This window comes from Achromobacter xylosoxidans (assembly GCF_002192695.1).
Lineage (GTDB): Bacteria > Pseudomonadota > Gammaproteobacteria > Burkholderiales > Burkholderiaceae_B > Achromobacter > Achromobacter xylosoxidans_C.
Genome location: NZ_MTLG01000075.1, coordinates 242,077 through 255,036, shown reverse-complemented (window position 1 = coordinate 255,036; position 12,960 = coordinate 242,077). Strand labels below are relative to the sequence as shown.

Annotated in this window: 7 protein-coding genes; 3 read left to right on the top strand and 4 right to left on the bottom strand. The window is 69.0% G+C overall.

Annotated elements, in window-relative coordinates; all coding sequences use genetic code 11:
* Positions 1–5: 5 nt before the first annotated feature.
* From glgB to glgA, 4 genes are read right to left on the bottom strand one after another with little or no spacing between them, the layout of a single operon-like run.
* Positions 6–2,201, bottom strand: a complete 2,196-nt coding sequence (gene glgB / locus BRO63_RS15395; protein ID WP_373557781.1) for a 1,4-alpha-glucan branching protein GlgB — start codon at positions 2,199–2,201, stop codon at positions 6–8.
* Entirely contained in the window at positions 2,195–5,548 is a 3,354-nt protein-coding gene (gene treS, locus BRO63_RS15390; RefSeq protein WP_088140597.1) for a maltose alpha-D-glucosyltransferase, read from the bottom strand. The genes glgB and treS overlap by 7 nt, the downstream gene beginning before the upstream one ends.
* An 18-nt stretch (positions 5,549–5,566) precedes the next feature.
* Entirely contained in the window at positions 5,567–8,752 is a 3,186-nt protein-coding gene (locus BRO63_RS15385) for an alpha-1,4-glucan--maltose-1-phosphate maltosyltransferase (protein WP_088140596.1), read from the bottom strand.
* Positions 8,753–8,777: 25 nt separating this feature from the next.
* Positions 8,778–10,343, bottom strand: a complete 1,566-nt coding sequence (gene glgA, locus BRO63_RS15380; RefSeq protein WP_088140595.1) for a glycogen synthase GlgA — start codon at positions 10,341–10,343, stop codon at positions 8,778–8,780.
* Positions 10,344–10,506: 163 nt separating this feature from the next.
* Between glgA and BRO63_RS15375 the strand changes: the two genes are divergently transcribed.
* The 3 genes from BRO63_RS15375 to BRO63_RS15365 are packed head-to-tail and all read left to right on the top strand — an operon-like array spanning position 10,507 to position 12,916.
* Positions 10,507–12,279, top strand: coding sequence for a thiamine pyrophosphate-requiring protein (locus BRO63_RS15375; RefSeq protein WP_088140594.1), 1,773 nt, complete (start codon positions 10,507–10,509; stop codon positions 12,277–12,279).
* Positions 12,280–12,323: 44 nt separating this feature from the next.
* A complete protein-coding gene (locus BRO63_RS15370; protein WP_088140593.1) occupies positions 12,324–12,581 on the top strand; it encodes a hypothetical protein in 258 nt (85 codons plus the stop codon).
* A complete protein-coding gene (locus tag BRO63_RS15365) occupies positions 12,578–12,916 on the top strand; it encodes a DUF883 family protein (protein ID WP_088140592.1) in 339 nt (112 codons plus the stop codon). Before BRO63_RS15370 ends, BRO63_RS15365 begins: the two co-directional genes overlap by 4 nt.
* Positions 12,917–12,960 lie beyond the last annotated feature (44 nt).

Genomic DNA, 12,960 nt, shown 5'->3' with positions numbered 1-12,960 from the left:
CGCGTTCAACCTTCATAGAGCAGAAAAAGGGTGGCCAGCGGCGGCAGGGTCAGGGACAAAGCCTGCGGCTGGCCATGGGCCGCGCTGACGCCGGTGCTGGCTCCGCCCTGGTTGCCCTGGCCGGATCCGCCATAGTGCGTGGCGTCGGTGTTGAGCTTTTCCGCCCAGCGGCCGGCCCGCGGCACGCCGATGCGGTAGTCGTGCCGCGCCACCGGCGTGAAGTTGGCGACCGCGAGCACATGATGGGGGCCGTCGCTGCGGATGAACGCAACCACGCTGTTGTCGCGGTCGTCCAGGATCGTCCAGGCGAAGCCCGCCGGGTCGGCATCCAGCGCATGCAGCGCCGGCACCGCGCGGTACAGGCCATTGAGGTCGGCGACCAGGCGCTGTACGCCCAGGTGGCCGGGATGGTCCAGCAGGTCCCAATCCGGCGCCTGGTCATGGTTCCACTCCCTGGACAGCGCCAATTCGCCTCCCATGAAGAGCAGCTTCTTGCCCGGATGGGCCCACATGAAGCCCAGGTAGGCGCGCAGGTTGGCGAGCTTGGCGGCGGCATCGCCCGGCATCTTGGCCAGCAGCGCGCCCTTGCCGTGCACCACTTCGTCGTGCGACAACGGCAGGATGAAGTGCTCGCTGTAGGCATACACCATGCTGAAGGTGATGTCGTGGTGGTGATGCTTGCGGTGCACGGGGTCCTCGGACAGGTAGCGCAAGGTGTCGTGCATCCAGCCCATGTTCCATTTGTAGTGAAAGCCCAGCCCGCCGTCGGCGATCGGCGCGGTGACGCCGGGCCAGGCCGTCGATTCCTCGGCGATCATGATGGCGTCCGGAACTTCGTGGCGCACGATGCCGTTGAGCGCCTGCAGGAACTGCACCGCCTCCAGGTTTTCGCGGCCGCCGTAGCGGTTGGGGATCCATTGGCCGGGCTGGCGGCTGTAGTCGCGATAGAGCATGGACGCGACCGCGTCCACCCTCAGGCCGTCGACGTGGAAGCGGCGCAGCCAGTGCAGCGCGCTGGCGATCATGAAGGCCTGCACCTCCGTGCGTCCCAGGTTGTAGACCATGGTGTGCCAATCCGGGTGATAGCCTTCGCGCGGATCCTCGTACTCGTACAGCGCGGTGCCGTCAAAGCGCGCCAGGCCGTGCGCATCGTCCGGAAAGTGCGCCGGCACCCAGTCCAGGATGACGCCTATGCTGGCGCCGTGGCAGCGGTCGATGAAGCGGGCGAATGCGGCGGGCGGTCCATAGCGGGCGGCGGGCGCGAACATGCCCAGCGGCTGGTAGCCCCAGGATCCGCCGAAGGGGTGTTCCATGACGGGCAGCAGCTCTACATGGCTGAAGCCCATGGCGCGGGCGTAGGCCGGCAGCTTGTCGGCCAGACGGTCCCAGATGCAGGCGCGGGATTCCGGGTCATCGGGCAGCCAGGATCCCGCGTGCAGCTCGTAGATCGACAGCGGCGCCTCCGGTGACTGGCGCGCGCGCCGTTGCGCCATCCAGGCCTGGTCGTTCCAAGGGTAGTCCGCGCCGTCCTCCACCACCGAGGCCGTGGCCGGCGGCGCTTCGCTGCGCCGGGCCAGCGGATCGGCCTTGAGCCGCTGGTTGCCGGCGCGGTCCGTGATGGCGTACTTGTAGCGTTCGCCGGCCCGCACGCCGGGGATGAATATTTCCCAGACGCCGGCGCGGTGCCTCAGGCGCATGCCGTGCCGGCGGCTGTCCCAGGCGTTGAAATCGCCTACCACGGCCACCCGCTGGGCGTTCGGCGCCCACACCGCGCAACGCAGGCCGGCCACGCCGTCGACTTCCATCAGTTGCGCGCCCAGGTCCGCGCCGGTGCGCCGCCATGAGCCTTGCGCCAGCTGCTCCAGCGTGTCTTCAGCCAGCAGCGTGCCGAAGGCATAGGGATCCGCCGTGACTTGTTCGGCGCCGGGCCACTGGATCGCCAGGCGGTAGGAAGCGCCGTCGGCGCCCCGGGCGTAGGGCACGCGTCCAAGAAACAGCCCCTGGCCCTGTAGACGCAGCGGGGTGCGCGCGCCGTCGCCATCCAGCGCGTCCACGCCCAGCGCGCCGGGAGCGTACACGCGCACCTCGCCGTCGTGCGGTCCCAGGAAGGCATAAGGGTCGCTGTGCAGGCCGCAGGCAAGCGCGGCCAGTTCCGCCGGGTCGGCGGCGCGGCCCGCGATGGACGTGTCCTGGCTCATGATGGCGTGTCCTCCTGGTCCATCGCTGCCGACAGCAGCAGGCTGCGCGCAAGCTCGGTCAGCGCGCACAACGGTATCGAGATCCAGTCGGGGCGGTGCGCGGCCTCGTAGCTGACTTCGTAGGCGGCTTTTTCAAGTTCGGCCAGGGCCAGCAGCGCGTCCTCGTCCGCGGGCGGGATCAGCGCCGACGCCCGCGCGTCCCGGTAGCCCTGCAGGAAAGCCTGGGTGGCGGTCTGGCGAAAGCGCGACAGCAGGGCGTCGCGCAGCTCGGCCGGGGTGACGGGCGCGCCGGGCATTTCGCCCGCGCCGGCATTGGCGTCGGCGGGCGCGCCGCCGATGAGGTCGCTGCGGGCGATGGAGGCGGCGGCATAGTCGAACGAGCGCAGCATGCCCGCGACATCCTTGTACGGCGAGGCGAGGGCGCGGCGCGCCTGTACGCTGCTGACCGGCTCGCCCTCGAAGTCGATCAGGTAGGCGTCCGCCTGCGCCACCAGCACCTGTCCCAGATGGAAATCGCCATGCACCCGCAGGCGCAAGGCGCCGGTTTCCGCCTGCGCCATCGCGGCCACGCTCTCGGCCAGTCGCGCGCGGTGCTCGAAGTACCATTCGGCGCAAGCGCGCGAGGGGGCTTCCAGCTCGCCCAGTTGGGCGCGCAGGTCTTTTTCGGCGCGCTCCAGCAGGCCCTGGACGTGGCGCGCGCGCGCCTCGGCGTCCGCCTGGCGGGCCGGGCGCGGCTGGAAGGCGGCGTCTTCGGTGGCTTGTGCGAGCAGGTTGTGCATCTGAGCCAGGCGCTCGCCCATGGTGGCGGCCATGGCGGCATAGCCTTGCAGGTCCTGCGCGAATTCGTCCGGGCCCTGGTTCACCAGCAGCGCGTTGTCCAGCGTGCGTTTCAGGAGATCCAGGGTCCAGCTCCAGGCGTCGCCCTCGTTGGCGACATAGCGGTGCGCCACCGCGAGCGTATGGACCACGCCGTCGGCATCCTCGCGCCGCACTTCGCCCAGCAGCGCCGGCATGTTGGCGTAGCCTGCGCGCGTCAGATGGCGGGTCATTTCCACCTCGGGCGATGCGCCGGGCCGGACCGCGCGGATCAGCTTCAGTATCACCTTGCCGTCGACCACGACCGAACTGTTGGATTGCTCGCCCGTCAGCCACTGCAGTTCGCCGTCTTCGGCGATATCCATGCCGGCCAGCCCCTCCTCGGGCAGGAAACGGATGACGCCGGGCTTATCGCCAGGCTTGCCGCCGCTGCGGCCGTCGAGCTCGCGGCCCTGCTGGATGGCCTGGACGACCCCGCGCACGAAGCCGGGCTGCAGAAATGCGTCCGCCAGGACGCCGACCTCGGCGCCGCGCCGCACCCGCGCAATGGCGTACTGCACGGCGGCGGTCTCGTCCCACACCAGCACGAAGGGCGCTTGCGCGCGCAGGCCGCCGACGCCGTCCTCGGGTTCGACCTCGGCCCAGTAGTACTCGCCGTCGGCCGCCGTGAACGGCGTGGCGTAGGCCAGGCGCGCGCGGGCCGGCGGCTGCTTGGCCGGATACCAGCGCTGGCGCGCCAGGTACTGGGGCAGGACCTCGCGCTCCAGGGTAGCGCGCGACGCGTCGGTCAGCGCGGCGCCGCCCTGGGCGCGCAGCACCAGCGTGGTGAGCTCCGGCATCTGCGCGGGAGCGCTGGCATGCCAGTCAGGCGGCGCGGCGTCGTTGCTCAGGTCCAGCCAGTAGAACGCGTAAGGCGGCAGGGTCAGCAGATACGGCAGTTCGCCCACGGCGGGGAACGGCGTTCCGCCCAGCATTTCGACGGGCACGCGACCGTTGAATTCCTGCAGCTGCAGTTCCACGGGCTGGGCGGCATTGGACAGGTTGGCCACGCACAGGATGGTGGTGTCCTGCCATTGCCGCAGGTACGCCAGGATCTTCCTGTTGCCGGCAAAGATGAACCGCAGCGCCCCGCGGCCGAAGGCATGGCTTTGCCGGCGCTGCGCCAGCAGGCGCCGGGTCCAGTTGAGCAGGGAGTGCGGATCGCGCTGCTGCGCTTCCACGTTCACCGCTTCGTAACCGTACAGCGGCCCCATGAGCACCGGCAACGGCAGTTGTTCCGGGTCGGCGCGCGAGAAGCCGCCGTTGCGGTCGGGCGACCATTGCATCGGCGTGCGCACGCCGTCGCGATCGCCCAGGTGCACGTTGTCGCCCATGCCCAGCTCGTCGCCGTAGTACAGCACGGGCGTGCCCGGCATGGACAGCAGCAGGCTGTTCATCAGTTCCACGCGCCGCCGGTCGCGCTCCAGCAGCGGCGCCAGACGGCGCCGGATACCCAGGTTGATGCGGGCGCGCGGGTCCGCCGCGTACACGTTCCAGAGATAGTCGCGCTCGCGGCTGGTGACCATTTCGAGCGTCAGCTCGTCGTGGTTGCGCAGGAAGATGGCCCATTGGCAGGAGGCGGGAATGTCCGGCGTCTGGCGCATGATGTCGATGATGGGGAAGCGGTCTTCCTGCGCGATCGCCATGTACATGCGCGGCATCAGCGGGAAATGGAAGGACATATGGCATTCGTCGCCCGCGCCGAAGTACTCCTGCGCGTCCTCCGGCCACTGGTTGGCCTCGGCCAGCAGCAAGCGGTTGGGGTACTCGGCGTCGATCACGGCCCGGATGCGCTTGAGCACGTCATGCGTCTCGGGCAGGTTTTCGTTGTTGGTGCCTTCACGCTCGACCAGGTACGGCACCGCGTCCAGGCGCAACCCGTCCACGCCCATGTCCAGCCAGTAGCGCATCACGGCCAGCACTTCCTTGAGCACCTGGGGATTGTCGTAGTTGAGGTCGGGCTGGTGCGAATAGAAGCGGTGCCAGAAGTAGGCGCCGGCCTGCGGATCCCAGGTCCAGTTGGATTTCTCGGTATCGCAGAAGATGACGCGCGTGCCGGCGTAGGCCTTGTCGTTGTCCGACCAGACGTAGAAGTTGCGCGCGGCCGATCCCGGTTTGGCGGCGCGCGCGCGGCGGAACCAGGGATGCTGGTCCGAGGTATGGTTGACCACCAGTTCGGTGATGACGCGCAGTCCGCGGGCATGGGCCGCGCGGATCAGTTTCCGCACGTCGGCGACGGTGCCGTAGTCGGCGTGCACGCCGCGGTAGTCGGCGATGTCATATCCGTCATCGCGGCGCGGCGAGGGGTAAAAGGGCAGCAGCCAGATCGTGTTGACGCCCAGGCTGGAGATGTAGTCCAGCTTGGATATCAGTCCAGGCAGATCGCCCACGCCGTCGCCGTTCGAGTCGAAGAAGGACTTGACGTGCAACTGGTAGATGACCGCGTCCTTGTACCAAAGGCCGTCGTCCTGGAGGGGTTGGGTTTCACTGATCATGGCAATGGGCGTATGGCGTCAGCCATGCAGCGACAGCCGCCACACGCGATAAGGTTGGTCGGGATGCAGCGTCAATTCGCGGGTCTGTCCCTGCCAGGGCTCGCTGCTTTCGGCCAGCAGGTCTTCGGCGATCAGCCGGCCCGTGTCGGCCTGGCCAAACAGCCAGAACGGCGCTTCGATACGCGCGTCTTGCGGCTGGAAGGGGTCCAGGCTGATAGCCGCCAATATGAAGTTGCCGCGGCCCGGCGTGGACTTGCAGAAGGCCAGCACGCGGTCGTTGCCGCTCTGCGCCAGGGTCAGCCCGCGATGGGTCTGCAAGGCGGGGTTGTTGCGGCGTATCTGATTCAGGCGGGTGATCTCGGCGCGGATATTGCCGGGCGCAAACCAGTCGCGCTGGCGCAATTCGTACTTCTCGGAGTCCAGGTATTCCTCCTTGCCGGGCAGGGCGGCCGCCTCGCACAGTTCGAAGCCGCTGTACATGCCCCACAGCCCCGAGCCCAGCGCCGCCAGCGCGGCGCGTATCAGGAAGCCCGGGCGCCCCGAGGACTGCAGGAAGTAGGGATTGATGTCCGGCGTGTTGACGAAGAAATGCGGCCGGAAGAAATCGGCGGCGGGCGGCGTGGAGACTTCCTGCAGATAGGCTTCCAGTTCCGCCTTGCCGTTGCGCCAGGTGAAGTAGGTGTAGGACTGGGTGAAGCCTATCTTCGCCAGCCTGTACATCATCTTGGGGCGGGTGAAGGCTTCGGACAGGAAGATCACGTCGGGATGCTGCGCGTGGACTTCGGCGATCAGCCACTGCCAGAACGGCAGGGGCTTGGTATGCGGATTGTCGACGCGGAACGTGCGCACGCCATGCTGCGCCCAGAACAGCACTACGTCGCGCAGTGCGCGCCACAGGGCCAGCTTGCGTGCCCGCCGGTGCGCGGCGGCGCCATAGAACGCGACGTTGACGATGTCCTGGTACTTCTTCGGCGGATTCTCGGCATGGCGCAGCGAGCCGTCGGGACGCCAGGAAAACCAGTCCGGATGGCGCGTCAGCCAGGGATGGTCCGGGGAGCACTGGATCGCGAAGTCCAGCGCCACTTCCATGCCATGGGCTTGGGCGGCGTCCACCAGCCTCAGGAAACCGTCCAGGCCACCCAGCAGGGGCTCGATGGCGTCGTGCCCGCCCAGGGCCGAACCAATGGCATAAGGGCTGCCCACATCGTCCGGCGCCGCCTGCAGGCTGTTGTTGCGGCCCTTGCGGTTGCGCTGCCCGATGGGGTGGATGGGCGGCAGGTAGAGCACGTCGAATCCCATTTCGCGCAGATCGGGCAAGCGTGCAATGACGTCGTCGAAGGTGCCGTGCTGGCCGGGCCGCGCCGATTGCGAGCGCGGGAACAGCTCGTACCAGCTGGCGTGGCAGGCCTGGCTGCGATCCACCCAGACGGGATAGGGCGCGGGGCTGACATACTCGAAAGGGCGTTCGTCGAGTTCGCGCATGGTGTCCGCCAGATCCGCGTCCAGCAAATCGGCGATCTGCTGCGGCGTGGCCGGCGCCAACTCGCCCTCGGCGCCCTTGCCGAATTTTTGCAGCGTATTACGTACCCTTAAGGCGCCCGGGTGCGAGGCGTTGCGGGCTCGCGCCAGCGCGGCGCGCAGCATCAGGAGGCCTTCCTCCACTTCCAGGCGGACGTCCACGCCCGCCTGGTGTTTCACCTCCAGGTCATGCCGAAAGGTCTGCCACGCGTCTAGCCAGGCGTGCACCGAGAACTCATGCGGGCCGATGCGGCGCGGACGGAACGAGGCTTCCCAGCGGTCGTTCAGGCCGCGCGCAAACGGCGTGGCGCGCCATGCGCTTTCGTCCGCCGCGCGCCAACGCAGTTCGGCCGCCAGCAGTTCATGGCCGTCCATGTAGATGTCGGCGTGCACGGCAATGCGTTCGTGCGGGATGCATTTGACGGGGAAGGCGCCGCCGTCCACCGCGGGGCTGACCTGCTCGACGACGATGCGCTGGCTGGCGGCGCCGTCCATGCGGCGCGCCACGTGGCGCGAGGCTTCGCGCACCGGATGGGTGGGCTCGAGCAGATACATGGCGCAGCCCGCGGGCGCGATCTGATTGCCTTGCGGCGCCAGGCCGTCAGGCACGCCTTCGGACAGGAAATCGGCCGGCGGCAGCAGCGGCGCCAACGCGTCCCAATCGACGCTTGCATCCTCCGCGTCCGAGGGATTGAGCGCCAGTACGACGGTGCCGGCTGCGCAATCGCGCAGCAGCATGGTGCAGTGGCCATCGCGCCCGCCGGCCAGGCGCAGCGGGCCGCGCAATCCGGCCTGCGCGAACCAGCGATTGGCCGCGGCCACGTCAGGCAACCCGGCATCCTCCTCGTCGTCGAACATGAGGACATCCGCGCACAGCGCCGCCGTCCAGGCGGCCCGTTTGTCGGCGGCCATGCGTGGCGGCGAGGCGATGACGGTTGCGACGGCCCGCAGCCTGCCGTCTTCCTCGGCCAGCCAACCGGACTTGAAGTCCCACCAGGGCAAGGACGAGCACAGGCCGTCCAGGCCCGCGCCGCGCAGGGCCGCCAGCGGCTCGGGCGCCAGCCCCTGGGCCCAGGCGTACAGTCGCGTGGCGCGATCCGGGCCGTGCAACGCTGCCGCCAATTCCGCCCAATCCTGGGCCGGCAGGCACTGCGGCGCGTGAAAGGCGTAGCCCGCAACCCCACGTTCGGTCCAGCGCCGCAGCCTCGTCGCCCAGGCCTGCACGAAGCCGGGCGGCGGAGGGCCCGGCCGCAAGCGCAACGCGTCGCGCGTTTGCGCGCCCATGCGCGGGTCGCGCGCGGGGTCTTCGGCAGGCGCTTGGTACCAGCCGGGGCCTGTGGTATCGGGCACGGCGCCGATGGCGCAGCGATCCAGGACGATATCGAGGTACAAGGCCAGGCCGTGTTCGGCAAGCTGGCCGACGGCATGTTCGATCCATTCCACCATGGGCACGCGCTTGCCGGCCAGCAGCGCGCCGTCGGCATCCAGCGGGGCGGGCGATCGGCTGTCCGGCCCCAATAGCCAGGGCGCGGGCAGCAGCAGGGCATCGAATCCGCGTTGCTGCAGGCGCGCATACAAGGCCGGCCCCAACCCGGCGCCCGGAACGCGGGAGTCCCCGGTTGCACCGCCACGGGCATGGTAGAGGCGCAAGCGAGCGAGGGAATGGACGGCGTGGGCTGTGGGCACCTGCGGTTCCTCCTTTCAGGAGCGTCTATGCGGCGGGCGCGGGCAGCCGCCCGCCGGGGCGCTGCGCGGCGCGCAGGGCAGCGTTGGCGGACGCCTCGGCCAAGGCGGGCACGCGGGGCCGCATGCCTACATCGACCAGCGAGCGGTAGAGTTCGGCGTAGGGCCGCGCAGCGGCGCGCCAACTGAAATCCATGCTCATGGCGTTGCGCTGGATGCTGCGCCAGAGCATGGCGTCCTCGCGCAGGCGCAGGGCGCGCGTGATGGCCGCAGCCATGTCCTCCACGCCGTCGCCGTCGAACAGCAGGCCGGTGGCGCCGGCCATTGCCGAAAGCGGCGCGCGCGGCCCTGGATCGTCGATGGTGTCGGCCATGCCGCCCACCCTCGAGCCGATCGGGATGGAGCCGTAGCGCATCGCATACAGCGGCGTCAGGCCGAAGGGCTCGAAGCGGCTGCCGTGCAGCAGCATGTCGGAGCCCGCGTGCAGCCGGTGGGCCACTGTTTCGTCGTAGCCGATACGTGTCGCGCAGCGCCCGGGATAGCGCGCGCAAAGCGCCTCCAGCGCAGCTTCCAGCCGCCGGTCTCCCTGGCCGAGGATGGCGACTTGCAGGCTCGGGTGGCTGTCCAGCGCCGCGGGCAGCGCCAGCGCCGCCACATCCGCCATCTTCTGTTCGGTCAGGCGGCTGCCCATGGCCATGAGCGCCGCGTCGGCATCTTCATGCAGGCCGAACTCGCGCTGCAGGGCCGCCTTGCAGCGCGCCTTGCGGCCCAGGTCGCGGGCCGAGAACCGCAATGAACCCAGATGGGGATCGCGGACCGGATTCCATACCATGTTGTCGATGCCGTTGGGGATGGCCACCAGATCCGCGGCGCGCCGCCGCAGCAGCGTCTCGAGGCCGCAGCCGAACGCGGGGGTCAGGATTTCCCGGGCGTAGGTATGGCTGACGGTCGTGACGCGGTCGGCGTAGCGGATACCCGCCTTGAGGAAATTCAACCGGCCCCATGCGCCCGCGGCCTCGTCATTGCGGTAGCGTTCGGGGATGCCCAGGGACGCGGCGCACGCCATCGGGAACTGTCCCTGGAACGCCAGGTTGTGTATGGTCATGATGCTCTTGACGTCGCCCGGGCCGCATTCCCGCAGCAAGAGCGGCACGAGCCCGGCGTGCCAGTCGTGCGCATGCAGCAGGTTTGGCCTCGCGATGCCTGGCAGTCCGCCCGCCACGCGCACCGCCGCATGGGCCAGCGCCGCATAGCGCACCGCATTGTCGGCGTGCTCGCAGCAGTTCTCGTCCAGATAGATGCCTGGCCGGTCAAAGAGCGCATCATTTTCGAGCAGCAGGAAGTCCAGCCCCGACTGGGCGCAATGCCCGGCGATGAGCCGGGCTGCTCCGCCCGGCAGATTGTGCAGCAGCGCCACCGCTCGAGCGCCTTCCAGGCGCTGGCGCACCCCGCGGTAGGCCGGAAGCAGCACGGTGACGGACACGCCGGCTTCGCGCAGCCCGCGCGCCATGCCCGTGATGGCATCCCCCAGGCCGCCCGTCTTCGCCAAGGGGAACGCTTCACCCGCCACTACCAGGGTTCGAATCTTCGACATGCCAACTCCCTCTGTGAGGCGGATCGTCGAGCGCGTCCGCCGCCGGGTTTCCATCCGCAAGCGCCGTGCCCGCGCCCCGGCGGCCGCAGGCGCCGGACCGCCGGGAACGGCAATTGCTGATTCAGGCGTTCTTTCGAATTGCGGACAATCGCGGGAGTGTCGAATGAAGACGGTGGCCGACTTTGTGCTGGAACGGCTATCCCAATGGGGGGTCAGAAGGATCTATGGCTACCCGGGGGACGGCATCAACGGCCTGATTGGCGCTTTTGGCCGCACCCAGGAACCGCTGGAGTTCGTCCAGGCCCGCCACGAGGAAGCTGCCGCATTCATGGCTTGCGCCCACGCCAAGTTCACCGGGCAGACCGGGGTCTGCCTGGCGACGTCGGGTCCCGGCGCCATCCATCTGCTGAACGGCCTGTACGACGCCAAGCTCGACCATCAACCGGTCGTTGCCCTGGTGGGCCAGCAGGCGCGCAGCGCGCTGGGCGGGGACTACCAGCAGGAAGTCGACCTGATCAGCCTGTTCAAGGACGTGGCGCACGACTACGTGCAGATGGCGGCGACCGCCGAGCAGGCGCGCCACATGATTGACCGCGCGATGCGCATCGCCATGGAACGGCGCAGCGTGACCTGCGTCATTTTTCCAAACGATGTGCAGGATTTGCCGGCGGTGGAAAAGCCCGCTCGCGAACATGGCACAGTGCCCACCGGCATAGGCTTGACCTCGCACGCGGGCGTGCCGGGCGAGGCCGCGCTGCGCAATGCGGCCGAGATTCTCAACCAGGGCGAACGGGTCGCGATGCTGGTCGGGGCGGGCGCGCTGGAAGCCGGTGCACAAGTGCGCCAGACTGCGGAACTGCTCGGCGCCGGCGTCGCCAAGGCGCTGTTGGGCAAGGCGGTGGTGCCGGATAGCCTGCCGTATGTCACGGGCTGCATCGGCCTCTTGGGTACGCAGCCCAGCTGGGACCTGATGAACGAGTGCGACGCCTTGCTGATGGTGGGCACCTCGTTCCCGTACTCGGAGTTCCTGCCGCCGCTGGGGCAGGCGCGCGCGGTGCAGATCGACCGCGACGGGCGCAAGCTCAGCCTGCGCTATCCCGTCGAACTCGGATTGGTCGGCGACAGCCGGCTGACCCTGCAGGCCTTGATTCCCTTGCTGCAGCCCAAGACCGCGCGCCGCTGGCGCGAGCGCATCGAGGGCAAGGTCGCGCGCTGGCATGAAACGGTGGAGGCGCGTGCAATGGTGCAGGCCCAGCCGCTGAATCCGCAGCGTCCATTCCTGGAGCTGTCCAAACGCCTGCCGCCGCGCAGCATCCTGACCTGCGACTCGGGCTCGGCCGCGAACTGGTACGCGCGGGACATCGCCATGCGTGAAGGCATGATGGGTTCGGTATCCGGCGGCCTGGCCACCATGGGCTGCGGGGTGCCTTACGCGCTTGCCGCCAAGCTGGCCCATCCAGACCGGCCCGTCATCGCGCTGGTCGGAGACGGGGCCATGCAGATGCTGGGCATGAACGAACTGATCACCATCGCCCATCGCTGGCAGGACTGGGCCAACCCGACCTTGATCGTCATGGTCCTGAACAACGGCGACCTCAACCTGGTGACCTGGGAGCAGCGCGTCATGGGCGGCGACCCCAGGTTCGCGGATTCGCAATGGCTGCCCCGGTTTTCCCATGCCGAGTACGGCCGCCTGCTGGGCTTGGAAGGCATACGCGTGGACAGCCCGGACGCCGTGGGAGACGCCTGGGACCAGGCGCTGGCCGCGACCCGCCCGGTCGTGCTGGAAATGGTGACCGACCCCGAGATGCCGCCTTTGCCGCCGCACATCCCGCCCAAACAGGTCGCCGCGTATTTCCAGGCGCTGCGCAAGGAAGAAGGCGGCGCGGGCGGGGCGGCCCTGCGGGCCACCATCAAGCAATGGTGGGCGGGCTGAGGCCGGGGCCGCATCGATCGCATTCTGTCGTCCAGGAGCATGCAATGACCAAGACCAAACCTTCCAACCCGTCCCGGCCCGGTGATCCCAAGCGGCCGGTTCCGGAGCAGCATCCGGCCGAGCAGCCCAGGCCGGACCCAGGCGGGCAGGAGACCGACAGGCGCGGCCGCTGGCCGCCCGACAGCCTGCCCAACCCCATGCCCGGGCTGGATCCCCAGCAGACGCCGGGCATCGACCGGCTCGACGGACCACGGCTTGCGGCCTTGCGCAGCACATGTTTTTTCCACCAGGAGCACCTATGAACAAGCACCATGGATTGCGGGATATTTTTCAACCGGCCGACAACTCCGCGCGCACCATGCGCGATCTGATCGCCGGAACCGAAGCCCTGCTGCGCAGCACGGCAAGCTACGGCGGATCCGAGATCGAAGCGGCGCGCGACAGCCTCAAGCATCAACTGGAAGCCGCGCGCGAGCACGCCAAGGGCTGGGAGCGGGCGGCCTGGGACCGCGCCAGGCATGCCTCCCATGCCGCCGACGAGTACGTCCACGAAAACGCCTGGAAGAGCCTGGCAGGCGCGGCCCTCGTAGGCGTGCTGGCGGGCGTGTGCCTCATGTCGGACCACAAGCGCCGCTGAGCGTCTAATCCTTTTTGCCCATTGATGCAGCGCGGCGTTTCCAG

What these genes read in the sequence shown, in the direction of transcription:
- treS (WP_088140597.1), bottom strand. Translation starts at nt 5,548, where the DNA reads ATGATCAGTGAAACCCAACCCCTCCAGGACGACGGCCTTTGGTACAAG.
- glgA (WP_088140595.1), bottom strand. Translation starts at nt 10,343, where the DNA reads ATGTCGAAGATTCGAACCCTGGTAGTGGCGGGTGAAGCGTTCCCCTTG.
- BRO63_RS15375 (WP_088140594.1), top strand. Translation starts at nt 10,507, where the DNA reads ATGAAGACGGTGGCCGACTTTGTGCTGGAACGGCTATCCCAATGGGGG.
- BRO63_RS15370 (WP_088140593.1), top strand. Translation starts at nt 12,324, where the DNA reads ATGACCAAGACCAAACCTTCCAACCCGTCCCGGCCCGGTGATCCCAAG.
- BRO63_RS15365 (WP_088140592.1), top strand. Translation starts at nt 12,578, where the DNA reads ATGAACAAGCACCATGGATTGCGGGATATTTTTCAACCGGCCGACAAC.